We start from the raw sequence: 25,755 nt of genomic DNA, 5'->3' as shown, positions 1-25,755 counted from the left end.
GTCAAGTGGGCCGATTAACGGAAACCGATTGTCGAATAAACACCATCGGCAAATTCGATTTCCTGATAGTTACCAGCCGATTCACCGGGGCCAATCAATTCAACAGCAGATGCGCCGACATAGTCGATGTCGGTGCCCGCCGCGAGAAGCTCGAGACCTTTCTGCAGCTCACCTGGGAAAATCTCCACGCCGGGGGCGTTGGCCACGTCAAAAACGTGATCTTTGAAGTCGGCCGAGGCAGACGAACCCGCAGCCTGCATGGCCAGCATGATCAGGGCCGCTGCGTCGTATGATTCAGGTGAAAACGCGCCTGTTCCGTCAAAACCGGCTTCGGCAGCCAATTCAACGAACTTTGCCGCACCGGGGCTGTCTGTGCCGGGGTATGCACCAAACGATCCGTTCATCTCTGCGCCGAAGTTTTCATTCAGTTTCGCGCCAACCATGCCGTCAGGCACGTAGAACGTATCAAATGCGCCAGTGTCGAGCGCGGAACGGATCACGCCGGACCCACCTTGGTCGACGTAGCCTGCAACGACAAGAACTTCGCCGCCAGCAGATGCCAGTGCGCCGACTTCCGCAGAGTAGTCGGCCTTGCCGTCTTCATGGGCTGCCGAAATTGTGACCGTACCACCAGCCGCTTCAAACGCAGCCTGAAACGCATCGGCAAGACCTTTGCCGTAGTCGTTGTTGGTATATGTCAGTGCGACTTCATTGTAACCGCGGTCCTGCAGGATGTTGGTGATGATCACACCCTGACGCGCGTCAGATGGCGCTGTCCGGAAGAACAGGCCATCATCGTCAGCGCTTGACAGGCCCGGTGATGTCGCGGACGGAGAGATCATGACGACGCCGTTCGGACGGGCGACGTTCTGCAAAATGGCGCCGGTCACGCCGGAACAATCTGCGCCCATAATCGCATTCACGCCGTCGGAAGTGACCAGACGCTCGGCTGCGGATGTGGCCGCACCTGCGTCGATGCATGTGCTATCACCGCGCACGGATGTGACGGTCGCACCGCCCAGCAGCGCGCCGGATGCCGTCACTTCTGCCATCGCCATCTCGGCGCCAGCGCCCATGGCTGGTGTAATGGATTCCAAGGGGCCGGTGAAACCCAGGACTACACCAATTTTTACGTCTTCCGCATGACCTGCCGCGTGTGCCGCGCCAGTCATCATCGCCATGGCGGTTGTCGCCAAAAGTAGTTTTTTCATTTTTAGTCTCCGCTGATGGATATTTTTTATCCTAGCGAAGACATTAACAGGGCGTACCGGGATGTGAAGCCACAACGCTTGGGCATTTCGCCTTAAACTGCGGTAATCTGCGGTCTATTTGGCTGCAAAATGCGAAAAATGGGGCCGACGGCGCGCAGTTGTCAGGTTGGCCCGGCCTGTTGGGTCAGCCTTCAGCGTTCCGCATCATGTGACGATGCGTTCTTGACAGCTAGACGGACAGCCGTGAGGCTTGCGTTCCGCGTTCCCGGTAGGGTGTGGTGCTGTAGTGTGACCGATAGCATTTCGAGAAGTGCGACGGCGATGCAAAGCCACAAGCCAGCGCGACGTTAATCACGGTCATATCTGTCTGCATGAGCAAGTTGCGCGCCTTTTGCAGGCGGAGTTCCATGTAATAGCGTTTGGGGCTGCGCGATAAATAGCGTCGGAACAACCGCTCTAACTGGCGTGTGGACATGCCGACATCATGGGCCAGAGTGGCAGGGCTGATCGGTTCTTCGATGTTGGTTTCCATCATCTGGATCACTCGCGACAGTTTGGGATGGCGCACGCCGATGCGGGTCGGGATCGACAGGCGCTGGGTATCCTGATCTGTGCGGATGGCAGAATAAATGAGTGTATCAGCGACGGCATTGGCAAGATCCTCGCCATGGTCGTCGGCGATGATCTTGAGCATCAGGTCGATTGACGCGGTGCCACCGGCGGTCGTGATCCGGTTTCCGTCAACGACGAATACGGACTTCGTCAGAATGACATCTTCGAATTCCTCAGCAAAGCTGTCTTGATTTTCCCAATGAATCGTCGCTTTCTTGCCGTCAAGCAGGCCAGCCTTGGCCATGGTATAGCCCGCCGTGCAAAGCCCTCCAACAATCACACCGCGCCGCGCCTCGCGGCGCAGCCAGTTCAACGTCTTCTTGGTCGTGGCTTTCTGCACGTCAATTCCGCCACACAGCATGACGGTATCGTTGCGGTCCAATTCGCACAGGTCATCCTCAAGCCGAAAAGCACAGCCGTTTGAACAAACGGCATCGCCGCCGCCTTCGCCGATGATTTTCCAGCTATACAATGTCTTACCTGCGGTTCGGTTTGCAATGCGCAGGCTTTCCACAGCGCTGGCGAAACACAGCATCGTGAAATTTTGCATCAGCACGAACACAAAGCGGCGTGGCTTGCCAGCGTGATCGACTTCCACAATTTGTGGTTCTATAGACATTTGGCGGGACCTAACGGACGGATTGTCGCGGGACCTCAACAGGTTTAGACCCTGCGTTCAAGCGGAAAGTCCAAAGGTTTTCGTTTATTGCATGGTCGCAAGCTGTCAAAACGGACCAGAGTGCATGATGTGCAACTTTGCCATTGGCCCGGGGCGGTCTCCGCGTTATATCGGGCACCTGATACCGCTAACCAAACTGAAAACGGAGCGAGACAATGACTGACTGGCAAAAATCTGACTGGCGCGCAAAGCCGCGGGTGCAGATGCCTGACTATACCGATGCAGCCGCGCTGAGCGCTGTTGAAGACCGTCTTGCCAGTTATCCGCCGTTGGTTTTTGCTGGCGAGGCACGCAAGCTCAAGGCGCAATTGGGTGCCGTCAGCCGCGGCGAAGCGTTTTTGCTGCAAGGTGGCGATTGCGCCGAAAGCTTTGCGGAATTTGCTGCAAACGGCATCCGCGACACCTTTAAGGTGATGTTGCAGATGGCGATGGTGCTGACGTATGGTGCCAAGGTGCCTGTGGTCAAAGTGGGCCGGATGGCCGGGCAAATGGCCAAGCCGCGATCCGCCCCGACCGAGACGGTGAACGGGATCGAGCTGCCCAGCTATCGCGGTGATATCATCAACGGCTTTAATTTTACCGAAGCCGCGCGCAACCCTGATCCGGAACGGATGTTGCAGGCGTATTTGCAGGCGGCTGCAACGCTGAACCTGCTGCGCGCGTTTTCGACGGGCGGCTTTGCCGACGTGCACAAGGTGCATGGCTGGACGCTTGGCTTTACCGGTGCGCCCGAAGCCGAAAAATATCGTGAAATGTCGGAACGCATCAGCGACACGCTGTCCTTCATGGAAGCGATCGGCATCCGCCAAGAGGCGGCCCATGCGCTGGAAACGGTTGATTTCTACACCAGCCACGAAGCGCTGTTGCTGGAGTATGAAGAGGCGCTTTGCCGTTTGGATTCGACCAGTGGCAAATGGCTGGCTGGGTCTGGCCACATGATCTGGATCGGTGACCGCACCCGTCAGCCAGACGGTGCCCATGTTGAATTCTGCAAGGGCGTGCAGAACCCGATCGGTCTGAAATGTGGTCCGACAATGACATCCGGGCATCTGAAATCGTTGATGGCGTCGCTGAACCCCGACAACGAAGCCGGGCGGCTGACGCTGATTGCCCGTTTCGGGGCGGGGTCGGTGGGCGAACACCTGCCGCGTTTGATCCGCGCGGTCGAGGAAGAAGGCGCCAAGGTTGTGTGGACCTGTGACGCCATGCACGGCAACACCATCAAATCGACGACCGGATACAAGACACGGCCGTTTGAATCGGTGTTGCGCGAAGTCCGTGAATTCTTTGCCGTACACAATGCCGAAGGCACAATCCCCGGCGGTGTTCACTTCGAAATGACAGGCAAGGACGTGACCGAATGCACCGGTGGCGTGCGCGCCGTGACAGACGAGGATCTGTCAGACCGTTATCACACGGCATGCGATCCACGTCTGAACGCATCGCAGTCGCTTGAGCTGGCATTCTTGGTGTCAGAAGAGCTTTCGACCCGCCGCAGCACGATGCAGCAGGCCAAAGCGGTCTGATCAGGCGTTATTGACGATCAAACGAAGGGCCGGGCGCTGGACGTCTGGCCCTTTTTGTTGGGTGGGGCGTGGGATGCTTTGCACGCTGGCCAGTTGCAGGCTGAGCGGCTCGTGGCGGATTATCGCACCTCGTGGCACTTCAAACCGGCGCGGGCGTGTCCCGGTCTGCCCGTCGGTGACAAGCGCACCCAGAATCCGGGTGGTCTTGCCGTTTGCATCATTCAGCGGCAGCAACAACATCGTCCCCGTCAGATGCGGACGCACCAGACTGCCGGGTGAATCCAGCGGGACGCAGACAATCGCCGGCTCGGTAAATGCGGATTCAATCAAGGTTGCGATTTGCGCGCGGGCCTGCGGCAAGAAGAACGAACTGATCGGCATGCCGCGCGCGTCCATTCTGAGGATATCATGCAATTGCTGGCTCGCGACGCGCATCCGGGCGATGCCGGGTGCGACGCGCTGCAGGATAAACGCATAGGGCAGCGCGCGGTCAATCTGGCTTGGCTCGATATCGTTGCGCGATGGGATCCGCTGCGCATGGCGCAGGGTTTGCCAATACCGTTCAAGGCTTTGCAGTACGGGGCTGTCTGCACCGGGCAGGTCCGCGCGCCGCCGCCGCGGGGTATCCTCGATGATTTTCATAGTGACCTCAACATTCGCTGTGGCTGCCCCTGTGGGTGCAAGTCCGTTGTATCTCTGAACAGAACTTAACAAAGATTACGACATTATTCACTTAACAAAGTGTTAATGGGTTAATTTGCGAAAATTTGACGGACTTGCCCCGCCACTGTCTTTGGCTTTAGGTGCGGGCAGTGAAACGACGAGGGTGTGACGATGATCCAATCAATGACGGCATTTGCCAGCCGGACCGGAACCATGGGTCTGATCACATGGAATTGGGACATGCGCGGTGTCAATGCGCGCGGTCTTGATCTGCGCCTGCGTCTTCCCGAAGGAATTGAAGGGTTGGAGGCGGCATTGCGTGCGGCGCTGACCCGTGCCTTGGGGCGCGGCAATATCACGGTGAACCTGCGCCTGACCCGCGATGATCGCGGCGGGGCGCCGGCGATTGATGCGACTCAGTTGGATAGCGTATTGCGTGCCTTGGATGCGGTGCAGGACCGCGCCTCGGCGATTGGGGTGACACTCGCACAGCCGACCGCTGCTGATGTGCTGGCCCACCGGGGGGTCCTTGTTGCAGGGGCCGTTGATGATGATGCCGGGGCGTTGGCACAGGCCTTGATCGCGGACATTGACCCGTTGATTGCCGATTTTGTCGAGATGCGCGCGACTGAGGGGGCCGCGCTGAGTGATGTGCTAGTGGATCAGTTGCAGCAAATTGACACGCTGACTGCTGCGGCATGGACCGCCGCAACAGCCCGAGCGCCGATCGTCAGGGACAATCTGGTTGCCGCCATGCGCCGTGTGCTTGACGATATCGCCGAGGTCGACGAAGGCCGTCTGGCGCAGGAACTGGCCGTTTTGGCAGTAAAGGGCGACGTGACCGAGGAAATCGACCGGTTGCAGGCTCATGTCAAGGCAGCCCGCGATTTGGTGGCCGACCCAAAACCAACGGGCCGCAAGCTCGACTTTCTTGCACAGGAATTTAACCGCGAGGCCAATACATTATGCGCAAAGGCGCAGTTTGGGCCGTTAACGGCGATCGGGCTTGACCTCAAGGCGGTGATTGACCAGATGCGCGAGCAAGTTCAGAATGTGGAGTGACGCAATGACCCGACGCGGTCTTTTGATCATCCTGTCGTCGCCCTCTGGGGCCGGAAAATCGACGTTGGCTGGATTGTTGCGCGTCTGGGATGACAGCTTGCGGTTTTCGGTTTCGGCCACGACCCGCGCCCCGCGCGAAGGCGAAGTGGACGGGAAGGATTACTACTTTGTGACCGTGCCGGAGTTCCAGCGGCAGGTGGCCTATGGCGAGATGCTGGAGCATGCGCAGGTGTTCGGCAACTACTACGGCTCGCCCAAAGCGCCGGTGCAAGCGGCGATGGAAGCAGGGCATGACGTTTTGTTTGATGTCGACTGGCAGGGTGCGCAGCAGATCAGTAATTCGGCACTGCAAGAACATGTGCTGTCGATTTTCATCCTGCCACCTTCAATCACGGAACTGCATCGGCGTCTGGTCAGCCGGGGCCAAGACGCGCCAGACGTCATTGAAAAACGTATGCGAAAAAGCTGGGATGAAATTAGCCATTGGGACGGATATGATTATGTCTTGATCAACGATGACCTGTCGGCGACTGAAAAACAGCTCGAGACCATCATTAGCGCCGAACGGTTGCGCCGGTCGCAGCAGCCGGATCTTGTGACTCACGTCCGCAGATTGCAGAGCGAATTCGGAGATATGTCATGACCCTATATGCCCTTGGAACCGTGACGCCCGATGTGGCGCAGGATGCGTGGGTTGCCCCAGGTTGCCATGTCATCGGCAATGTGGTGCTTGAGACGGGATCATCTGTCTGGTTTGGCAGCACACTGCGCGGTGACAATGAACCGATCACACTGGGTGCGGGCAGTAACATTCAGGAAAACTGCGTCCTGCATACCGATATCGGGTTTCCGCTGACTATTGGTGCGGGGTGTACGATCGGCCACAAGGCCATGCTGCATGGCTGTACAATAGGTGAAAACACGCTGGTCGGGATGGGTGCCACGGTCTTGAATGGCGCGATCATCGGCGCACATTGCCTGATCGGCGCGGGGTCGTTGATTACAGAAGGCAAGGTAATTCCTGATGGGTCATTGGTCATGGGGGTTCCGGGCCGGGTCGTGCGGGCGCTGGACGACGCTGCAATCAACGCCCTTCGGACATCGGCCTTGCACTATCAGGACAATGCCGCCCGATTCCGCGATGGTCTGAAACCGGTTTAGCGTGTCAGCCCGCTTTTTGTTCCGGCATAATCAACAGATCAAAGTCGAGCTGGGGTGCAACACCATACACTTCTCGCCTGATTAATTCGACATCAGGCACATCATTTGCAATCGCCCGGTAGCGCCCCAAATAGTTAAGCTCGTTCAATTTCATCGCCAGATCCACCGCATCAAATTCATCGCCAATCAAGGGCGACAGGACCATATCGGGGCTGGCTTCATTCACGATCTGCGGCGTCAGGTCGCCGATGTCGACAAATTGGAAGCCTTTCAAACGGGGTATCAATCGGCCTTCAGCTTTCCAACGTGCTGAATTGCCGATGATCAAAGTCGTAGTTGCCGTATGTTTTGAGCCGCCTTGATACTGCGCGATTTGATCGCGGTTTGCTGGCCCTGACATGTCTGCCTCAATTCTTACGTTATTTTTAGTTGAGTAATCTTGCTATTAATAAACGCTGGGCGTGTTGAAAATGTTCCGCCCGTTAAGGATTTATTTATTTGGCGCTCGGCTGCGATCGGCACTAAGCATTGCCATGGTTCAAGGATGAGGAACACGATTTTGACCCCCCTAGCGCTGACCGCGGTTATTCATGCCCTGCCAATGCCTGTCCTGATCGTCGGCCCCGATGATCGCATCAAGGCTATTAATCCGCCGCTGACCGCCATTCTGGGCGGGGATTTGCTGGGCAAACACCATATTACGGCATTGCGTCAGCCCGCCGTTCTGGACGCGATTGCCGTGGCGCGCGGCAGCACCACGCCGGTGATTGCGCCATATACCAGCCGCGATGGCGCACGGGACACGATTTATCGTGTCGTCGTGGCGCGCGCGGAGGCCGATGTTGTGCTTTCCTTCGAAGACCAGACGGCAGCGCAGGATGTCGGTCAGATGCGCCGTGATTTTGTCGCCAATGTCAGTCATGAGTTGCGGACGCCGCTGACGGCTTTGCTGGGCTTTATCGAAACATTGGGTGGTGCTGCGCGAAATGACCCGGCGGCGCGCGACCGCTTTCTGGCGATCATGGCGCATGAGGCGAGCCGGATGACCCGGCTGGTCGATGATTTGTTGTCGCTCAGCCGGGTCGAAGTGGAAGAGCGCGTGCGGCCGCGGGAGAATGTCCATCTGGGCGCCGCACTGCGTTCGGTGATCAAGGGGTTGGGGCCGCAGGCTGAGGCCGCGCAGGTGAAGGTGGCGCTGCATTTGCCCCAGACAGAAGAAACCGTACCCGGCGATGAGGGCCAGTTGAGTCAGGTCTTTACCAACCTGATTGAGAACGGGATCAAATATGGCGCAGCAGGCGGTGAGGTCAGCGTGACGCTGTCCACACGGACGGTCCATCAACGGCTGCGGGGCGAAGGCGTGCAAATTACGGTCGCGGATCGGGGCGAAGGGATCGCGTCGCATCACATTGCCCGCCTGACCGAACGGTTTTACCGCGTCGATAGTCACCGCTCGCGGGCTGTGGGGGGGACCGGGCTTGGGCTGGCGATTGTAAAGCATATCGTTAACCGGCACCGCGGACGGTTCGTGATCGAAAGCGAGGTCGGGCAGGGGACCAACGTATCGGTTTTCTTGCCGACGTCGTGAGTGTCATAAAACTTTTACAGAAATGTCACAGAAGGTTAGAGTCGCTATCATAGGAGTGCCGCAATGGTGACGCGGTTCGCGCGAAACCTGTGTTTGACTGACTGGAGTATTTTGATGTCGATCATGAAACTGACTGCTACAACTGCTGTCTTTGCCGCCCTTTCCGCAACCGCTGTGTTTGCACGTGACAATGTGCAAGTCGCGGGCTCTTCCACGGTGCTGCCCTATGCAGCCATCGTTGCCGAATCCTTTGGCGAAAACTTTGATTTCCCTACACCCGTCATTGAATCCGGCGGCTCTTCTGCCGGTCTCAAGCGGTTCTGCGAAGGTGTCGGTGAAAACACCATTGATATAGCGAACTCTTCCCGCCCGATCCGCGAAAGTGACCTCGCGCTTTGCACCGAAAACGGTGTGACAGATATCATTGAAGTTCGCATCGGTTATGACGGGATCGTCTTTGCCAGCCAGATTGATGGCCCGGAATTCACCGCATTCGAAGCCGCTGACATCTTCAATGCACTTGGTGCGAAGGTGCTTGTAGATGGTGCGATCGTCGACAATCCGCACACACAGTGGGCTGACTTCAACGGCGATCTGCCTGCCGTTGACATCCTTGCCTTTATCCCCGGCACCAAGCACGGCACACGTGAAGTGTTCGAAGAGAAGGTTCTTATGCAGGGTTGCGAAACCACCGGTGCCATGCAGGCAATGATCGATGGTGGCATGTCCGAAGATGACGCCGAAGATGCATGTATCGAAGTGCGTGGCAACGGGATCACCGTCGACATTGATGGCGACTACACCGAAACGCTGGCCCGCATTGCCTCAAACCCCAACGGTATCGGCGTGTTCGGTCTGGCCTTCTACGAAAACAACACTGACTCGCTGAAAGTTGCGACAGTCGGTGGTGTTGCGCCAAATACAGAAACCATTGCGGCTGGTGTATACCCAGTGTCGCGTCCACTGTTCTTCTTCATCAAGAAGGCCCACATCGGCGTGATCCCCGGCCTGAAGGAATTCGCAGAATTCTTCGTCTCTGATGAAATCGCTGGCCCCGACGGCCCGCTGAGCAACTATGGTCTGGTTTCCGATCCAGAGCTGTCAGCGACACAAGAAGCTATCGTGAACGAAGAGACCCTGTAATCTCTTTGATAAGATGGCTTTGCGGTCATCATAAAAAAATGCGCCACGCCGTCTGAATGACTGCGTGGCGCGCCAGACGTTTTGAAAAGGCCGGGCCATGTCCTCTACGTTCATTTTCCTGATTGTTCTTGTGCTGGCGGTGCTAGGATTTTTCGGAACCAAGCAGAGGGCGCTTGCATCGGGTGGTGGTGATCGCCGGACCCTGCATTCATTACCAAATTATTATGGCATAAACGCCGCACTGGCCGCAGCTGTGCCCGCGCTTGTCGTGTTGGCGGCTTGGCTGGTTGTGCAGCCTATTGTCGTCGACCGCGTTATTGGCGCTGAATTGCCTGCGGCTACGGCCGAAGATCGCGGTGCTCGGTCGCTGGTTCTTGCTGACGTGCGACGGGTCGCTGATGGGCTGGATCTTGCAGTGTCCCAAGGCGTGATGTCCGACGGGGAAGCCAGCAACCTAAGCGCCGACAGCAACGATATTCGTGAACGCCTTGGTGCGGTAGGAGTTGCTTTGGGGTCCGATGTCGACGCGCGCACGCTGCGTCTTGCACAAGACTACCGCGATTATGCGCGCTTGGGTGCCATACTGAAAACAATTGTGGTAATTGCAGTCGCTGTGATCGGCCTGAGCATCGCCTACCGGATGACCGACAAGGATTTCCGCGCCCGCAATTATGTCGAACGCGCAGTCATGCTGCTGCTGATTGCTTCGGCCTCTGTCGCAGTTCTGACAACTGTAGGCATCATTTTGTCTCTTATTTTCAACACGCTGGCCTTCTTTGATAGCTTTCCCACCGCAGACTTTTTCTTTGGTACCCGCTGGGAGCCGAGCTTTTCCGGTCGGGGCGGCGCGTCTGATCTGGGTTTCTTGCCGCTGATATGGGGCACTTTGTTCATTTCTTTCATTGCGCTGACGGTTGCTGTGCCCATTGGGCTGTTTGCGGCGATATATCTGTCCGAATATGCGTCCAATACCGTGCGTTCCATCGCCAAACCGATGCTAGAGGTGCTGGCCGGCATCCCGACGATCGTCTACGGTCTGTTTGCGCTGCTGACTGTCGGTCCATTGCTGCTGGATGTCTTTGGCAACGACGGCATTTTGGGTGTAAACTGGATGTCAGGCGGAACCGCTGCGATGACGGCGGGGTTGGTCATGGGGATTATGCTGATCCCGTTTGTGTCGTCACTGTCCGATGACATTATCAATGCCGTCCCACAAACTATGCGTGATGGGTCACTTGGTCTGGGCGCGACCCATTCAGAGACGGTCAAACAGGTCATCCTGCCCGCCGCGCTACCCGGTATCGTGGGTGCGATCCTGCTTGCGGCGTCACGCGCGATTGGTGAGACGATGATCGTCGTGCTGGGGGCAGGGGCGGCGGCGTCGCTATCATTGAACCCATTCGAGGCGATGACCACGGTGACCGCCAAGATCGTCGCCCAGTTGACCGGAGATGGGGAATTCAACAGCCCTGAAACGCTGGTTGCCTTTGCTTTGGGCATTACCTTGTTCGTCATAACGCTGGGACTGAATGTCGCCGCACTTTACATCGTTCGCAAATACCGGGAGCAGTACGAATGACCGATGCGACCACGACACCGATGGCCGGTCGTCCCGCCAAGGGCAAATCGCTTTTGAAGGCCGATGAAAGAACCCGTAAACGCAATGCCGCCGAAAGCCGGTTCAAGGCTTATGGTCTGGCCGCCGTCCTGGTCGGTGTGTTCTTTCTGTTAGCCCTTCTTTGGGCAATTGTGCAGAATGGCGCGCCTGCGTTCACGCAAACCTTCGTCAATCTGAACGTGGAACTGGACGAGGCGCGGCTCGACAAGAACGGCAACCGCAATATCGATGACATCAAGAAGGTATCGACCTTTGGCTACAATCCGCTGATCAAGGACGCGCTGATCCGTGCGACAGCCGATATGCAGACCGCGGTTGAAGAGGGCGAACTTGACAAGATTCTGTCGTCGTCAGTCGGCGCGATAGTGCGCGACCGCGTCATTGCCAACCCCGACTTGATCGGCCAGTCGGTCGAATTCAGATTTCTTGCGTCGTCGCGGGTGGATGGTTACCTCAAGGGCCGCGTGTCGCGCGAAGATCTGGTGCGCGACAAGAACCTTGATGCCGCCCACCTTGATCTGATCGATCTGATGGTGGACGAAGGCTCCGTCGAACGTGTATTCAACTGGGATTTCATCACCGGTTTGGATGCATCCGAAAGCCGCCCTGAGCAGGCTGGGATCGGTGTTGCGATGCTTGGTTCGCTTTTCATGATGCTGGTGGTGCTGGTTCTTGCCTTGCCCATTGGTGTCGCCGCCAGTATCTATCTGGAAGAATTTGCCAAGCAGAACAGGTTTACCGACTTGATCGAAGTGAATATTTCGAATCTTGCGGCTGTGCCGTCGATCGTTTTCGGCATCCTTGGCCTGGCGGTGTTCATCCAGTTTGCGCATTTGCCGCAGTCGGCCCCGATTGTCGGTGGTTTGACACTGACATTGATGACGCTGCCGACCATCGTGATCTCGACCCGTGCGTCGCTCAAATCCGTGCCGCCCTCTATCCGCGATGCTGCACTTGGGGTTGGTGCATCAAAGATGCAGACGGTGTTTCACCATGTTCTGCCGCTTGCGATGCCAGGAATTCTGACCGGGACCATCATCGGTCTGGCGCAGGCGCTGGGTGAAACCGCGCCGCTTTTGCTGATCGGGATGGTCGGCTATATCGCCACAAATTATCCCGATGGCGTGGCGTCAGGCTTCCTTGATCCCAACTCTGCGATGCCGGCCCAGATTTATGAATGGGCCAAACGTGCCGACCCTGCCTATTATGAACGCGCTTGGGGTGGTATCATCATTCTGCTTTTGTTCCTCATGACGATGAACTTCATAGCGATCATTTTACGCCGCCGCTTTGAGCGTCGCTGGTAAGAACGGAGGGCACAATCAATGGAAGATATGTATCATATGGATCGTGCGATGAACGGCCTGCAAGATATCAAGATCAAGGCGACCGACGTCAACGTCTATTATGGCGACATGCATGCGATCAAGGACGTGTCGGTGGAAATCGAGGACAAGACAGTCACCGCATTCATCGGCCCGTCCGGCTGTGGCAAATCCACATTTCTGCGCTGCATCAACCGGATGAACGACACGATTGATATCTGCCGGGTCATAGGGGATATCAGGATCGATGGCGAAGACATCTATGACCCAAAGGTAGATCCGGTACAGTTGCGGGCAAAGGTCGGCATGGTGTTTCAAAAGCCCAATCCGTTCCCCAAGTCTATCTATGACAATGTGGCCTATGGCCCGAAAATCCACGGCCTTGCCCGCAACAAGGCAGAGTTGGACGAAATTGTCGAAAGCTCGCTGCGGAAGGCGGCTTTGTGGAACGAGGCCAAGGACCGACTCGATTCGCCCGGCACCGGGCTTTCGGGTGGGCAACAGCAGCGACTGTGTATCGCGCGTGCCATCGCGACAGCGCCTGAAATTCTGCTGATGGATGAGCCATGTTCCGCGCTTGATCCGATTGCTACAGCGCAAGTCGAGGAATTGATTGATGAATTACGCCAAAGTTATTCCGTGGTGATCGTTACACATTCGATGCAGCAGGCGGCCCGGGTCAGCCAGAAAACGGCGTTCTTCCACTTGGGCAATCTGGTCGAATTTGATGACACCGACAAGATTTTCACAAATCCACAAGACCCCCGGACCGAAAGCTATATTTCCGGCCGAATCGGGTAAGGAGAGACCGATGAACGAACATATTTCATCCGCCTATGACCGCGATCTAGAGGCCATTTCGACCCTGATCATGAAAATGGGTGGCTTGGTCGAAGAGGCCATTCTGAAAGCCGCGAATTCGTTGGCGGAACGCGACGTGGAACTGGCCGATGAAGTGCGCAGGGCGGACAAGGCCATTGATGCGCTTGAGTTGCAGATAAATGAAGAGGCCGCGCGGACAATTGCGTTGCGAGCCCCTGTTTCCAAAGACTTACGGTCCCTTCTTACAGTGCTACGTTTGGCTGCGTCGTTGGAAAGGATCGGCGATTACGCGAAAAATATCGCCAAGCGGACAAGCGTTCTGGTCGCAATGAGCCCCGTCAGCGGTGCCGATGCTGCATTGCGGCGGATGGCCCGCGAGGTAGAGGCGATGCTGAAAGACACGCTTGATGCGTATATCCGTGGCGATGCCGCGCTTGCCGAAGACGTCCGGCAGCGCGATCATGAAGTGGATCAGATGTACAATGCGCTGTTCCGCGAATTTTTAACCTTCATGATGGAGGACCCGCGCAATATCACATCCTGTATGCATTTGCATTTCATGGCCAAGAACATTGAACGCATGGGTGATCTGACAACCAATATGGCCGAACAGGTGATCTATCTGGTGACCGGAGAGATGCCGGAAGAGGCGCGGCCAAAAGGCGACAAAACCGCGTATGTGACGGACCCGAGTTAGGCAAATGGCACAACAACCACATGTTCTGATTGTCGAGGATGAGGCGGCCCAACGCGAGGTTTTGGCCTATAATCTTGAGGCAGAAGGCTTTCGGGTGACCCGCGCGGAAAACGGCGAAGAGGGACTGCTCTGCGTCGATGAAGACACACCGGATGTGATTGTTCTGGATTGGATGATGCCGCATTTATCGGGGATTGAGGTGTGTCGGCGGATTAAGATGCGACCGGAGACGCGTGGGATTCCGATCATTATGTTATCGGCCCGTTCAGAAGAGGTTGATATGGTGCGCGGTCTTGAAACCGGGGCTGATGATTATGTGGTCAAACCCTATTCGGTGTCCGAGCTGATGGCGCGTGTCCGCACCCAATTGCGCCGGGTGCGGCCAGCGACGGTTGGGCAGGTTCTGACCTATGATGACATCGTGCTTGATTCCGAAACGCACCGGGTCACGCGCGCCGAAAACCCTTTGAAACTTGGCCCGACAGAGTTTCGGTTGCTGACGACGTTCATGGAAAAGCCGGGCCGGGTCTGGTCACGCGATATGCTGTTGGACCGGGTTTGGGGGCGCGATATCTATGTTGACACGCGCACGGTCGATGTCCATGTGGGGCGCCTGCGCAAGATACTGACCCAACATGGCGGCAGTGATCCGTTGCGCACCGTGCGTGGCGCCGGGTATGCATTGGGCTAAGTCACGGCAATAAATATCCCGTACAAACCTTGTAAATACGGCGTACGTACGTTTGCATGGCGGCAATCGCTTTACTGAGCCTGCTTGCGCAGCGCCAGCAAATCCGGCCTGTCGGGCTTTTGCAGCAATGCTTCGTCGATCACCGCGCGGGCGGTTGCCAGTTCGCCATCCTGGATCAACAGCCGGGCGAACTGCCGATAGGATTTCAGGCGCAAGCGGTCATCCTGCCAGATCTGGTGAAAGATTTTCTTGCTTTCGGTGGTGTTGCCCATTTCCATATGCAGTTCGGCTTGCTCCATCTGGACCTCGGTCGCGTTTGGAAAACACAAGAACGCATGATCGAGCGCCGCAAGGGCCGCATCAAAATTCTTCTCGCGCCTCTCAAGCTGGCCAAGGGCGAGCGGGACCGCAAAGAATGGCAGCGGCGCGGCAATCGCGGTGGTGAGCAGGTCGCGGGTTTCGGCGGCGGCCGCACGTTCGCGCAACAGCGCAACACCAGCCCATGCCAGATGTCCGGGCGCGTCGGATATTTGCACCGCGGCGCGGACGTGTTGTGCGGCACCTTTCCAGTCGCGCAGCATCTGGCAGATATAGCTGCTGCGGTGCTGCACCATGGCGTTGTCGATCCCGCTGGGGCCGATGGCCTGCAACATGTCCATGCCGCGTTTTGCCTGACCTTGATGGGCGGTGATCATGGCCAGGGTGCTGGCCTCGTCAGGCGACAGGTTCTTCGGGCCGCGCGCCTTGAGTGCGGAGGCGACTTCGCCCATCAGGCCCTTGCGTTCGGACAATGACACCGGATTGCCGTTCAGAAATGGCGAGAAATCCCACCAGATCGGTTCGATCGTGCCATTGCGGCCTTGTGGAAGGGTGCGGTCGGCACCGGCGGGGGTGAGCGCGGCATAGATCACGCCTTCGGGGCGGTCCGCGCCGGGCAAGCCCAGCCGCTTGCCAAAGCCAAAGACCACATCCGCCGAGTAGGGCATGAAATTATGGGCGTCCAACCCGCCGTTCAGCAACAGGCGCGGCACGGTCTTTTTCAGTTCTCCGGCTTGCGGTGACTGGGCAAAGGCCTGCAGCATGGTGCGGCGGCAGGCATCATGCTGACCGCGCTTGGACTGGGCGACCATCACAGCGACCAAACAACGATCACGGTCGCGTTTGTTGTGCATCGGGCGGCGTTCGAGACCTTCGGCGAATGTCAGAATGTCATCGTAGCGTTCGCTGGCCAGCAGCAATTCGATCTGCTGGGAATAGAGGAACGAAATCGGCATGTTGCGGGCGGTGAACCCGTCGTAAAGCGCAAGTGCGTCGTCTGTGCGGCCCTGTTCGAGCAGGTATCCGTAGGCATGTGGCAGCGTTTGCCCGACGATGCCGGTGGCGCCAAGTGCATCGGGATCATCGCGCAGTTGCCGATAGAGCGCTTCGGAACATGCGGCCCGCCGGGCGTCGGGCATATCGGCTTTGACATCCGCGCGGGCGGCACCGCCAAGATCGGCGGCAGTGGTCGAAAAGGCAGACGCCTCGGGGGCGATGATTTTGGCGCAGGCGGACATGGCATACAGCTCAAAGAAATCGCGCGCCGATTGGGTCAGCCCGGCGGTGTTGGCGTAGTCATCAACTGTCTTGAGGCCGGGAAATTTTGCCTTGGCGGTGGCGATCGTCTCGGCCTCGTCGGAAAAGACGATGACGGTGCGGTTCTGCGCGATTTCCTGGGCCATGTGGGCGTGGTAGTAGGCCTCTGGCACAAATTTATGTGGCCAGCTTTTGTTCATGGCTTGCACGTTTGACACCAGATCGCCGCGCCGGATATGATAGGCGACGGCCTGTTCGAGGTCTTGGCGTACCGCAGACAGCAAGGGCATCAACGGGGCCGCAAAGGGCAGCCCGAGGAAGATGTCGCGGCACTGGCGCGCGACATCGGCGGGGTCTTCGTCGGTCAGGCATATCATGCCAAATGCGGTTTCGACACGGATGTCGCGCCCGCTTTGGAGCAGTTTGCGCATCTGGTCGGTGCTGCGGTTGTTCAGATCGGCGATGCTGGTCGATTTCTGCCGGAACTTGACCCATTCTTCCTTTGTGACCAATAGCTTGTCGGTGAAAGCTGAATCAAATAATTCGTTGATGTCGTTTAGTTCGACACCAATGCCCCCGGTGATCGTCCAATACATCTTGCCCGGCACATCCAGATGCGCAGCAAGGCGCAGCGTGTTGACCATCGCAATCAGACGCGCGCCCAGCCGGTCGGCCCGGAAGGCCACGATAGTGCCGGTTTGTTTGCTAGGCTGAATGGCCAAGGTCGGGGTCCTGTCTGTCATATGCCGCCTGAGTTGGCGGCCTGCGCATCATCACGTCAAGCGAAGGGGCGTTCCAAGCACGGCATTGCCCCCCGGTGTCTGCTAGATGAGGAGTTCCGGCGCGAGATACTGCAACGCGATAAAGAGAACGTAGGCGCAGACCATCACGACCCCTACGGGTTTGTTCAGTTTTCCAACGGTCAGCATCCAGATCGAAAAGCCGACTGTGACGCCGATTGTAACCCAAAGTTCGATGCCCAGCAGCACCGGATCGACCGCCAGCGGTTTGATGATCGCGGTGAGGCCGACAATAGAGAGGATGTTGAAGGTGTTCGAGCCGATGACATTACCCAAGATCAACCCAACGGATTGTTTGCGGGCGGCGGCGATACAGGTCGATAGTTCCGGCAGGGATGTGCCGAACGCCACGACGGTCATGCCGATGACGGCCTCGGGGACGCCAAGGGCGGTGCCGGCGGCGACCGCGCCCTGCACCAGAAGTTCAGAGCCAATGGCCAGTGCAACGACGCCGCCGACCAAGATCAGCAGGGCCGCTTGCATGGTTTCGATGGTTCCGCCGCCTGCATCGTCATCTTGCGGGATTTCGATGCCGTCGGTTTTATATTGGTAGAACACAAAGGCCGCGAGGACAGCGAACATCAGCAGGCCGAAGGTCGGCGTCAGCACGTTGGTCAGCATGCCATAGCTGAGGATCGCGGTGGCCAGCAGCATCATGGAGAGGTCTTTGATCAGGTCCCTGGCTGTCGCTGTTACCGTAAAGATCATGGCTGTCGCCCCGAGGACCAACAAGATATTGGCCACGTTGGAGCCAAGCACGTTGCCAAGGGCGATGCCGGGAAAGCCGGACAGGTTGGCGTTGACGGATGTGAACAGCTCGGGGACCGAGGTGCCGAAAGAGATGATCGTCGCGCCGATGAAAAGTGGCGAAAGTCCCGTCTTCCGGGCCACGAACACAGCGGCGTCGATCATCCAGTCACCGCCTTTGATCAGCAGGTACAGGCCAAAAAGAATAGACCCCGAGGCCAGTATGAACAGCTGATAGATGGAGATTTCGAACAACAGATTTATTCCTGATCAGAGAGGGGATACGGAAGGGATCGCGCCCCGATCCGCGCGAAATTCAGTGGCAAGAAACTGTGCGCTGGCCTGTCCGCGCGCGCGCGCCATGCCGTTCAGGTAGGGGAATATCTTCATCGCGTTTACCTTGCCCATATCAACGCCGCGTTTAAAGCGTTCTTTGATCGTGTGGAAGAGCGCAATGGCTTTGGGCCGTTTATTTGCTGTCTTGGTGGCATACTGAGCAGGTTGCCGGGGCCGGGATTGCAGGGCGGCACCCCCGCAATCCCGGATCGGTCAGAGCATAGAGACGGTGATCAGTGCCGTGCTCCATAACAGGACGGGCCAGAACGTCACCTTGGCGATGTAGTTGTCGCGGTAGTGTAGCAGCCAGTGATTGCGCATGCGTTTGAGCGAAAACAGATAGGCGTTCAGCGCCGTCGCCAGCACCATGCCATACATCACCAGATAGAAATATTCGATATAGACTAATCCTGACCCGGCAAACATGCTGCGGACCTGAATATGGCTCAAGAGAACAACGAAGAACAATGCCGAGCAGGTGCCGATCACGCCAGATGTGCTTGATCCGAACAGCCCGGCCTGTTCTTTGTCGTTGGATATGGTCATGACCGCAGCGAATAGCAGAACGGCCACGACCAGCAAGGGCACCAGATTGATCACGAAGGCGTTGATGAACTTGCGGTCGGCACCGAGATTGAAGAAGAATTCCTGATACAGGTCGCCTTCGGCCCGGGCCGGGTAGCCGAATGTCGTGTCGTAGGGGATGCGCTGATAGCTGAAAAAGCTTTCGGCGATATCCCATTCGCCCTGCACAATATCGGCATCGAGACCAAACGAGGCGGCGGTGCTGTCGTGGTAGCTGGCGAAGTCAGGCACCAGCAATATCCGGGTGTCGTTTTCAAAATCCGCAGGCCACATGCGCAGCCAGATCGTCAGGAAATCCAGCGGGTAGCGGCGGTAGTCAAATGATTGCCTGACGGTCACGTCAAAATACCAGCCGATCAGGTCGTAGGTTTCACCGTCATGGACGACGGTATCGGCGTATTCCCGGCGCAAAATCGTGCTGTTGGACTTTATTTCCTCGGGAAAGATCACGCCTTTTTGATATTCAAAATTCTGTGGGTATTTTTGCCAGACATAGCCGGTAAGGTTCACATCACTGCTGGAGTTGAAGACCAGCGACTGAATAAACACGCCGGTTGGAATATCAATCCGTTCGACATCGTTGAAATTTGACGCCCTTGCGGACGCAGTTTCATCGGCGATGAATACGTCAAGCGCGGCTTGATCGGGGATAACGACCGTCTGGTTCGAAAACTCGCGGCCTTGCTGCTGCCAGCTGTCAGATATCACCCACATCGCTGCGACTGACAGGACCACCGACAGAAGCGTGGTAAATATATTGGATTTTAACATCATAAGTCTCCTTGATCACACCTAGGGTTTTGGCCCGTTGCGCGCGCTTTGATAAATGTAGAAGCCGAATAGCAAGATCACACCGGCCACCATGCTAAACAGCAAGACCGGCGCCAGAAGCGATGTGTGGTCACACACGGTCAGCGCCAGAAGTCCCGCGAACAATACGGCGCCGGCAGCCCATGCCAGCCCCAGTTTGAACGCCAGCTTGTCGACGAAGCCGCTGTAGAAGGACCGCCATACCAAAAGGACCGTCAGCGCGAAAATCAACGCCAGTCCGGCCGCAACATAGGTGCGGTTTGGGCAGATAACGGTACAGGCTTTGTCCACGTCATCTTCGAATGACGCAAGAAATACGGGCAATGTGGGACGGAACCATTCGTCAGCCAAAATGTCCTTGATGTCGTTTGCGTCAGGGGCTGCGGGATCGGGGGCAGGCCAGAAGCCGACCCCGGCAAAGCTGTTCTGGAAATAGACCAGATCATCGCGGAATTGGCTAAATGGCTTGGCCACCGGGGTGTCGCCGTTTGCGGCAATGCGATTTTGCAGCACGTTTTCATGCCCCGATGGGGGAATGACGGGAATGATCCGGCGCAGGACGCGCGCCCGGTCAATCCCTTGAAATGCGCCGGCTTCCATGCGGGCGTACAGCAGTTTCTTGGCATTTGTGGTGGGGCGTTCAAGGAAGATCAGCACCTTGTCGACGATGGGCTGTCCGCCGATCATGACCGCCCGGATATCGCGAAACAGCGGGGCTGTTTCGGTATCGCTGTTCAGGACCAGATCAAAGGCAAGGTTGATGGTCTGGTCGCGCGCGGCCAGCTCTGACTTGAGCAGGGTGACCATCGAAACCAGCCGCGCCGCGCCGGGCGCTTCGATCGCAGTCCCGTCGTAGCCGCCGATGATCAGCGTCACGGCGTCGACCTGAGGCCGGTCGAGAACCGTCGGGAATTCCGCCCAAAGCGCGCGCAGGTCACTGCTGGATGTGCGTGGAAACGGGGCAGTCAGGGTGACGATTTTCTGCACGGCCGTGGCGATTTGGATATCGCTCCAATCGGCCCACCCGGTCAGTTGCACGGCCAGATCGGCCTGCGCGCGATGTTGGTGGGCGGCGTTGACGAAATTGCGCTGGCCCGTGGTCCACTGGGCCTCATTGCGCAAAACCAACGCGCCGTTCGGGCCGTCGCTGATCGCGAACTCGAGGCCGTAGAACGCGGCGCGGCTGACGAGCCCAAAGTCGATCTGGCGGCCCGCAGGTGCCGTGTCGGGTGCCGCGGCGGGGTCGAGAGCGGCGTCGATCAGGGGGGCGGCAAACCAGAATGGGTAGAAACCATAGACTTCCGTGCGGATTTCGCGGCTGGACACGCAGCCGCAATCGGGCAGGGCAATCGCGGTGTTGCGATCAGCGGATGGATTGGCGGCCGTCTGGCGGGCACTGGTGCGGATATCCGCGACGACACTTGGTGCGGGTGGTGGTGTGAGCTGTGCCAATGCGGCCTCGAACAGGCGGGGATTGGGATATTCGATGCCCGCCAATGTATCGAGTGCGGTGGGCCCGTCGGCGACGGGTGCGGTGTCTTGCGGGGCGGTCACGGCTGGCGCTGCGGCGATGGCGGCACTGAGCGTGGGGGTCAGGGCCCATGATGCGTCGACGGCGGTCTGCAACTGGATCATGTCGCGGTTCACGATTGCGGTGACCTTGGCCTGAGCCAGCGGCAGAAGCACGCTGCGGGCATTGGCCTTGAGCACTTCCTGGTTCGGAGCAGGTGCGAAATTGGTGCCCAGAAGGGCCGCGCGAAAGTCGAGGTCCTGCACGGTGGCGATGATCGCGCTGTCAGTGGCTTCGGTGACGCCGATGGTGGGGTTGATCTGGACCTCTTCAAAGGCCGGGACGCCTTCGGGCAGGGTATCAAAGGTGTCGGATAGCGGTTCGGCGGCGAGGGCAAGCAGAGTTGCGGCCTCGTCGACCTGCGCCAATATCCGTTCCTGTGTCGCGGTTTGCAGGGCGGCACGGATACCCGCCAGCAGCCCGGCGCGGCTTTGGGCGCTGAGGCCGACAAAAGGCGCCACGACCGGTTCGCTGTCTGCGAAGCTTTCCACCAAGGCCAGATTGGCGGTCTTTTCGGCGTTCAGCATATAAGCCTGTCCGAAATTATCCGAACTGGTGATGGCGATGTTGATCTGGTCAAGGGTGCAGGCGCTGACCTGACCGGAAAGCGCGGTATTGACCGCGTCTTTGAGCGCTGTGGCGGTTGGAAAAGTCTGACCTGCCAATCCGGCCAGCAGGCCGTTCACATCCACGGGCGCAACAAGGCCATCCAGTGCGGCCTGATCAAAGCTGTAGTAATCAATGATCGTGCCCTGTGGCGCACCCCCGCATGAGGGGGGCCGGTTTTGATAGAGCGCGCTGAAGTCACGTGGCGCAGCGGGTCTGTTGGCGGCGCGATATTCGGCGACCAAGGCAACAACGGCGTCATCGCTGCCCACCAGACGGGGACCGCGCGTGCCAATCTCTTCGCCCAGCCACAGGGCAAAGTCGGGGGCCAGCATCTGATTGACGCTGCTGGCCAGCATGGTTTCGAAATAGCCCAGACTGCGCAACACGGCGCGGGTATCATTGGCGCCGCCGGGCAGATCCAGATCGGTGCAGACGGCCATGGCATCCGGCCAACGCGGCGGGTCGATCGCGGATAGCGCCAAAAGCCCGGCGCGGGCCGTCTGGTCGAGGGTGTCATTGGTCAGTTCCGCGCAATCGGTGGCACCCTTGATCCCGCGAAGTGCGGTTGCCGTCACATAGGGTGGCCCGACAAGCGGAAGAATGGCCGCATTGGTCGCCGTGTCATCAGAGGGCAGAACGTCAAAGGCAAAACCCGCGTCACTGGTGAGGATTTTCCAGTCATTCACCGCGCCTGCCAGTTCGCCGTATTCCTGAGCCAGCGTCACGGTGCCGGTCACGCTGTTGGTTGTGGCGGGCAGCGGGAATTGCCCACAGAACTGCACCAGTCGAACGCGCGTATAGGCCCCGAACCGGTTGTCCGCCAACAGCGGGTTGGAATCCTCAAGTGCGGTTTGCAGGCCACGTTGGATCAGCCCGATTTCCGCCTGATCTGGCGGGATGACAGCGGTGCGCAGGTCTGTGCATGCGGCATGCCCCAGTGAGGGCAGCAGCGCCACCGTGGCTGTCGCGATCCATTTGATCAGCTTATTGCGCTGTCCGTTCATCCTGTCCGTCCTTCTTTTCGCATCTCGCCTGCGATGGCTTGTTGTAAATCGCGTGCGCTGACATGGGTGGCGTTGCGGCGCAATGCCGAAATTGCCGCATGTCGCACTACATTGTTGATCGCGCCACCGGCAAGGGTATGATCCCGTGCGATGGCGACGATATCGACGTCGTCTTGCAGCGGGACGCTGCGCAGTATGTTGCGCCACAGTTCGGTGCGCAGTGCCGCGTCGGGTTTCGGAAAGCCGACAGCCATCTGAAAGCGCCGAAAGAACGCCTCGTCGATATTGCTGCGCAGGTTGGTGGCCAGAATGACCAGCCCGCTACATTCCTCGATCCGCTGCAGCAGATATGACACCTCTTGGTTGGCGTGGCGGTCATTGGCGGAACTGGTCGCGCCGCGTGCCCCGAACAGCGCATCGGCTTCGTCAAAGAACAGTATCCAGTCGCGTTGTTCCGCCATATCAAAGACTTGGCTCAGGTTTTTTTCGGTTTCACCAATGTATTTCGACACCACCATGGCCAGATCAATCCGGTACACCTCGAGCCCGGTCCGCTGGCCCAGCATCGTGGCCGTCAGGGTCTTGCCAGTGCCGGGCGGGCCGTAGAACAGCGCCTTGAACCCCGCGCCCAGCCGCGATTCCATACCCCAGTCGTGCAAGATGGTTTGCCGGTTTTCGAGCCATGCCGAGACGTGATCAATGCCGTGCTTGACCTCGCGGGGGAGGATAAGATCATCCCATTTCATGCCGCTGCGCAGCCGTTTGGCCGGGAATTGCGGCGAAAAATCAGGCTCTGGCGCGCGACCGGAACACAGGGTCGCGACCCGGAATGCGGGCAGCGTCAACGGTCCTGCATAAAGCGTGCCCGAGGCCACGGCGGCAGGATCATGCGATTGACCGGGCACAAGGCCCACGATCCGGCGCAGTGGATGGTCGGGCGAAAACAGGGTCATCGCAGCGATGCGCCGGGCGGTATCCACGCCGCCAAGCAGAAATAGCGCGGTCACCGCGCTTGGCACGAAGCTGGTGCCGTCCTGACGGGCCGCACCGAATTCCGAGAACAGCCGGTCGATGGCGGTATTGCGCACGAAAAACGGGTCCAGTGCCGCTGGGTTCACTTGGGGGGCGAGCGCCAGTGCAAGGACCAGTCGGGCAGAGGTATCGAGGCCCGCTTCGGTAATCAGGTCCGTGAGCGCGGCACCTTTGGGCAGGGTTGGCGCGGCGGGCGGCGCAAACGGGGCATCGCCGGCACCAAAGAAGTGGCGCAGCCGTGCCGCGATCACGTCGGAAAGCCAATCAATTTCCGTCATCACGGCGCGGGCGTGGATATCGGCGGTGGGGGTCAGATCAGTCATCGCTGCCTCTCCATTTGACGGACAGGGGCGTGGGCATCCACGGCAGGCCGATCATATTGATCGACCATGGCAGGCTATCAAGCAACATGTCATAAGGTCCCGGTGTCACGGTCAGGATCGTCGCGGCCTCGTCCTGGCGCAGGACACCTGCGCGTTGCACAAACGCAGCACGCAGCCCATCCGCAGAGGTGCCCCCCAGCCGCGCCCATTGTGCAATCACCGATTGGATCAGCCCGTCGATCAGGCTGCGCGTGTCAGTATCAAGCGTGACAACGGGCGGGGCCGGTGTGTGAAAGGCCAGCCCAAGCAGGCAGTTGACCAATGGGTCCGCTGGTTTCGGCGGCGCGCCGGCCCCCATCGCCAACCACCACAGCGCTGCGGCGGCACGCCCCATGTCCTGATGGGCGATCCCACGGGCGTCACGGGCAATTTCCATCCGGGTGAACAACATGGCGATGTAGGGGTGAAACAGGACCAGACCGGACTGCGCTGTCATCACGCGGGTGGCTGTTGCGCGGGCAACGGGCGCTTTTGTCGTCGTTTTGGTCGGTGCGGCGGGTGGGGTATTGAGCTGATCGAGGACCTTGGTCAGTGTCGCGCGCGCCTGATGCCGCAATCCGGGCGCGATGCCGCCTGTCGCATAGCCAAGCCGCGCAATCGCGGCCCGCAAGGCGCCGATCCGGTGGTCCGGGCGGGGCAGCACCGCCATCACAAAAGTTGCAATGATATGATCCTGATCTTCGGCTGTCGGCGTCGTCTGTGCAGCCGCGCCAACGGCGAGGGCCCAAAACTGCGCCCGGTCGGTGGCGTTGACATGCGGGCCGGTGCCCAGCACGGACCAGACCAGATCAAGCATTGGCGCAACGGTGGAATAGGTGTCGCCGGTCACCTTGGCAAAGAGCGCCTGCATCCGCTGTTCAGCCAACGCGCGGTCGTCATCTGACGGAGCATCAACGAGCGGAACGTCTTGCAGCCGGTCAGTGGACGGTGCAGCCCGTGCCGTAGCTGGCAAGCGGGGGCTATCGGGCGAGGCATTTGGGGGCTGTGGACCAGCCTGTGTCGGAGCCGTCTTGGCGTCAGCGCCAGTCCGATGAGCCGCAACATCGCTGGTCGGCAGCGTTGGAGCGTCGTTTTCCTGGACAGTTTCCGCGATCTCGGACCGTCTGGGTTGCGACGTGGCAGCGTCTTGTGTCCGGGCTGTGGATGTCGCGGGGGGCAGTGCTTTGTCAGGCGTTGACGGGTCGGTTGGCTGACCCGCGATGTCGGGGATTCGGGTGGGTTTTGCGTGGTCAGCGCGGGACATGGCGCTGTCGGTTTGACGGCTGCGCGTGGGATCGTTTCTGGGTTTTGCGGACGGCGTTGGGGCCGGGGATGAAAGGGTCGTTTCAGGCGCGGTCGGGTCAGCGGGCTGGTCGGACGTCGGCTTGGTTTGTGCGACGTCAGGGTTTTGGGATTGGTCCGGGTCATTGAAAATAGTGTCGGGCGATTTCGGTGTCATGTCGGGGATTTGGGTGGGTTTTGCGGACGGCGTTGGGGCCGGGGATGAAAGGGTCGTTTCAGGCGCGG

At 58.6% G+C, this 25,755-nt stretch carries 21 protein-coding genes; 11 read left to right on the top strand and 10 right to left on the bottom strand.

The genetic code is table 11. The annotated features are described in order from the left end of the window. Positions 1-14: 14 nt before the first annotated feature. Entirely contained in the window at positions 15-1,211 is a 1,197-nt protein-coding gene (locus QZ196_RS09565; RefSeq protein WP_296425840.1) for an ABC transporter substrate-binding protein, read from the bottom strand. 229 nt (positions 1,212-1,440) lie between these two features. After that, positions 1,441-2,442, bottom strand: a complete 1,002-nt coding sequence (locus tag QZ196_RS09560; RefSeq protein ID WP_296425839.1) for a GlxA family transcriptional regulator — start codon at positions 2,440-2,442, stop codon at positions 1,441-1,443. A gap of 215 nt (positions 2,443-2,657) precedes the next feature. On the opposite strand from QZ196_RS09560, the gene QZ196_RS09555 reads away from it, so the two are divergent. Further along, a complete protein-coding gene (locus QZ196_RS09555) occupies positions 2,658-4,028 on the top strand; it encodes a class II 3-deoxy-7-phosphoheptulonate synthase (protein WP_296425838.1) in 1,371 nt (456 codons plus the stop codon). On the opposite strand, the gene QZ196_RS09550 is transcribed toward QZ196_RS09555, so the two are convergent. Continuing rightward, positions 4,029-4,670 carry a PAS domain-containing protein gene (locus tag QZ196_RS09550; RefSeq protein WP_296425837.1) on the bottom strand — a complete coding sequence of 214 codons (642 nt, stop codon included), beginning with the start codon at positions 4,668-4,670 and terminating at the stop codon, positions 4,029-4,031. It abuts the gene before it with no gap. A gap of 192 nt (positions 4,671-4,862) precedes the next feature. On the opposite strand from QZ196_RS09550, the gene QZ196_RS09545 reads away from it, so the two are divergent. The 3 genes from QZ196_RS09545 to QZ196_RS09535 are packed head-to-tail and all read left to right on the top strand — an operon-like array spanning position 4,863 to position 6,914. Then, a complete protein-coding gene (locus QZ196_RS09545; RefSeq protein ID WP_296425836.1) occupies positions 4,863-5,753 on the top strand; it encodes a YicC/YloC family endoribonuclease in 891 nt (296 codons plus the stop codon). Between the two features lie 4 nt (positions 5,754-5,757). Further along, positions 5,758-6,396 (top strand): guanylate kinase, encoded by a 639-nt coding sequence (gene gmk / locus QZ196_RS09540; RefSeq protein ID WP_296425835.1) that lies wholly within the window; start codon positions 5,758-5,760, stop codon positions 6,394-6,396. Continuing rightward, positions 6,393-6,914: a gamma carbonic anhydrase family protein gene (locus tag QZ196_RS09535; RefSeq protein WP_296425834.1), complete on the top strand. Its 522-nt coding sequence runs from the start codon at positions 6,393-6,395 to the stop codon at positions 6,912-6,914. Before gmk ends, QZ196_RS09535 begins: the two co-directional genes overlap by 4 nt. Positions 6,915-6,918: 4 nt before the next feature. Here QZ196_RS09535 and QZ196_RS09530 read toward each other — a convergent pair whose 3' ends face one another. Beyond that, on the bottom strand, positions 6,919-7,314 hold the full coding sequence (locus QZ196_RS09530; RefSeq protein ID WP_296425833.1) for a hypothetical protein: 396 nt from the start codon (positions 7,312-7,314) through the stop codon (positions 6,919-6,921). A 144-nt stretch (positions 7,315-7,458) separates the two neighbouring features. Between QZ196_RS09530 and QZ196_RS09525 the strand changes: the two genes are divergently transcribed. The 7 genes from QZ196_RS09525 (at position 7,459) to phoB (ending at position 14,798) form a co-directional block, all read left to right on the top strand. Continuing rightward, positions 7,459-8,502 (top strand): ATP-binding protein, encoded by a 1,044-nt coding sequence (locus QZ196_RS09525; protein ID WP_296425832.1) that lies wholly within the window; start codon positions 7,459-7,461, stop codon positions 8,500-8,502. Between the two features lie 114 nt (positions 8,503-8,616). After that, entirely contained in the window at positions 8,617-9,645 is a 1,029-nt protein-coding gene (locus tag QZ196_RS09520; protein ID WP_296425881.1) for a substrate-binding domain-containing protein, read from the top strand. Between the two features lie 97 nt (positions 9,646-9,742). Further along, a complete protein-coding gene (gene pstC / locus QZ196_RS09515; RefSeq protein ID WP_296425831.1) occupies positions 9,743-11,224 on the top strand; it encodes a phosphate ABC transporter permease subunit PstC in 1,482 nt (493 codons plus the stop codon). Further along, positions 11,221-12,570 (top strand): phosphate ABC transporter permease PstA, encoded by a 1,350-nt coding sequence (gene pstA / locus QZ196_RS09510; RefSeq protein ID WP_296425830.1) that lies wholly within the window; start codon positions 11,221-11,223, stop codon positions 12,568-12,570. Before pstC ends, pstA begins: the two co-directional genes overlap by 4 nt. 18 nt (positions 12,571-12,588) lie before the next feature. Continuing rightward, on the top strand, positions 12,589-13,389 hold the full coding sequence (pstB, locus tag QZ196_RS09505; RefSeq protein WP_296425829.1) for a phosphate ABC transporter ATP-binding protein PstB: 801 nt from the start codon (positions 12,589-12,591) through the stop codon (positions 13,387-13,389). Positions 13,390-13,399: 10 nt separating this feature from the next. After that, complete coding sequence (phoU, locus tag QZ196_RS09500) at positions 13,400-14,107, top strand: phosphate signaling complex protein PhoU (RefSeq protein WP_296425826.1); 708 nt, start codon at positions 13,400-13,402, stop codon at positions 14,105-14,107. 4 nt (positions 14,108-14,111) lie between these two features. Continuing rightward, on the top strand, positions 14,112-14,798 hold the full coding sequence (phoB, locus tag QZ196_RS09495; RefSeq protein ID WP_296425824.1) for a phosphate regulon transcriptional regulator PhoB: 687 nt from the start codon (positions 14,112-14,114) through the stop codon (positions 14,796-14,798). 71 nt (positions 14,799-14,869) lie between these two features. Here phoB and QZ196_RS09490 read toward each other — a convergent pair whose 3' ends face one another. The 6 genes from QZ196_RS09490 to QZ196_RS09465 all read right to left on the bottom strand — a co-directional run. Beyond that, on the bottom strand, positions 14,870-17,116 hold the full coding sequence (locus QZ196_RS09490; RefSeq protein WP_296425820.1) for a tetratricopeptide repeat protein: 2,247 nt from the start codon (positions 17,114-17,116) through the stop codon (positions 14,870-14,872). An 81-nt stretch (positions 17,117-17,197) separates the two neighbouring features. Beyond that, positions 17,198-18,175 (bottom strand): calcium/sodium antiporter, encoded by a 978-nt coding sequence (locus tag QZ196_RS09485; protein ID WP_296425818.1) that lies wholly within the window; start codon positions 18,173-18,175, stop codon positions 17,198-17,200. A 294-nt stretch (positions 18,176-18,469) separates the two neighbouring features. Next, positions 18,470-19,612 carry a hypothetical protein gene (locus QZ196_RS09480; protein WP_296425815.1) on the bottom strand — a complete coding sequence of 381 codons (1,143 nt, stop codon included), beginning with the start codon at positions 19,610-19,612 and terminating at the stop codon, positions 18,470-18,472. Between the two features lie 21 nt (positions 19,613-19,633). Continuing rightward, positions 19,634-22,834, bottom strand: a complete 3,201-nt coding sequence (locus tag QZ196_RS09475; protein ID WP_296425813.1) for a hypothetical protein — start codon at positions 22,832-22,834, stop codon at positions 19,634-19,636. Further along, positions 22,831-24,189: an ATP-binding protein gene (locus QZ196_RS09470; RefSeq protein ID WP_296425810.1), complete on the bottom strand. Its 1,359-nt coding sequence runs from the start codon at positions 24,187-24,189 to the stop codon at positions 22,831-22,833. Before QZ196_RS09470 ends, QZ196_RS09475 begins: the two co-directional genes overlap by 4 nt. Then, positions 24,182-25,755, bottom strand: a 1,574-nt coding sequence (locus QZ196_RS09465; protein WP_296425808.1) for a contractile injection system tape measure protein, incomplete at its 5' end; no start/stop codon positions are given. The genes QZ196_RS09470 and QZ196_RS09465, both read right to left, overlap by 8 nt.

The sequence above is a fragment of the Yoonia sp. genome, from assembly GCF_017854565.1.
In the GTDB taxonomy this organism is placed as follows: Bacteria; Pseudomonadota; Alphaproteobacteria; order Rhodobacterales; family Rhodobacteraceae; genus Yoonia.
Note: the sequence above shows the minus strand (reverse complement) of the source record. Positions and strands in the feature narration are given on the sequence as shown.

What these genes read in the sequence shown, in the direction of transcription:
- pstA (WP_296425830.1), top strand. Translation starts at nt 11,221, where the DNA reads ATGACCGATGCGACCACGACACCGATGGCCGGTCGTCCCGCCAAGGGC.
- QZ196_RS09525 (WP_296425832.1), top strand. Translation starts at nt 7,459, where the DNA reads ATGAGGAACACGATTTTGACCCCCCTAGCGCTGACCGCGGTTATTCAT.
- QZ196_RS09490 (WP_296425820.1), bottom strand. Translation starts at nt 17,116, where the DNA reads ATGACAGACAGGACCCCGACCTTGGCCATTCAGCCTAGCAAACAAACC.
- phoB (WP_296425824.1), top strand. Translation starts at nt 14,112, where the DNA reads ATGGCACAACAACCACATGTTCTGATTGTCGAGGATGAGGCGGCCCAA.
- QZ196_RS09555 (WP_296425838.1), top strand. Translation starts at nt 2,658, where the DNA reads ATGACTGACTGGCAAAAATCTGACTGGCGCGCAAAGCCGCGGGTGCAG.
- QZ196_RS09545 (WP_296425836.1), top strand. Translation starts at nt 4,863, where the DNA reads ATGATCCAATCAATGACGGCATTTGCCAGCCGGACCGGAACCATGGGT.
- QZ196_RS09560 (WP_296425839.1), bottom strand. Translation starts at nt 2,442, where the DNA reads ATGTCTATAGAACCACAAATTGTGGAAGTCGATCACGCTGGCAAGCCA.
- QZ196_RS09530 (WP_296425833.1), bottom strand. Translation starts at nt 7,314, where the DNA reads ATGTCAGGGCCAGCAAACCGCGATCAAATCGCGCAGTATCAAGGCGGC.
- QZ196_RS09480 (WP_296425815.1), bottom strand. Translation starts at nt 19,612, where the DNA reads ATGTTAAAATCCAATATATTTACCACGCTTCTGTCGGTGGTCCTGTCA.
- QZ196_RS09550 (WP_296425837.1), bottom strand. Translation starts at nt 4,670, where the DNA reads ATGAAAATCATCGAGGATACCCCGCGGCGGCGGCGCGCGGACCTGCCC.
- QZ196_RS09565 (WP_296425840.1), bottom strand. Translation starts at nt 1,211, where the DNA reads ATGAAAAAACTACTTTTGGCGACAACCGCCATGGCGATGATGACTGGC.
- phoU (WP_296425826.1), top strand. Translation starts at nt 13,400, where the DNA reads ATGAACGAACATATTTCATCCGCCTATGACCGCGATCTAGAGGCCATT.
- pstC (WP_296425831.1), top strand. Translation starts at nt 9,743, where the DNA reads ATGTCCTCTACGTTCATTTTCCTGATTGTTCTTGTGCTGGCGGTGCTA.
- pstB (WP_296425829.1), top strand. Translation starts at nt 12,589, where the DNA reads ATGGAAGATATGTATCATATGGATCGTGCGATGAACGGCCTGCAAGAT.
- QZ196_RS09535 (WP_296425834.1), top strand. Translation starts at nt 6,393, where the DNA reads ATGACCCTATATGCCCTTGGAACCGTGACGCCCGATGTGGCGCAGGAT.
- QZ196_RS09475 (WP_296425813.1), bottom strand. Translation starts at nt 22,834, where the DNA reads ATGAACGGACAGCGCAATAAGCTGATCAAATGGATCGCGACAGCCACG.
- QZ196_RS09520 (WP_296425881.1), top strand. Translation starts at nt 8,617, where the DNA reads ATGTCGATCATGAAACTGACTGCTACAACTGCTGTCTTTGCCGCCCTT.
- gmk (WP_296425835.1), top strand. Translation starts at nt 5,758, where the DNA reads ATGACCCGACGCGGTCTTTTGATCATCCTGTCGTCGCCCTCTGGGGCC.
- QZ196_RS09470 (WP_296425810.1), bottom strand. Translation starts at nt 24,189, where the DNA reads ATGACTGATCTGACCCCCACCGCCGATATCCACGCCCGCGCCGTGATG.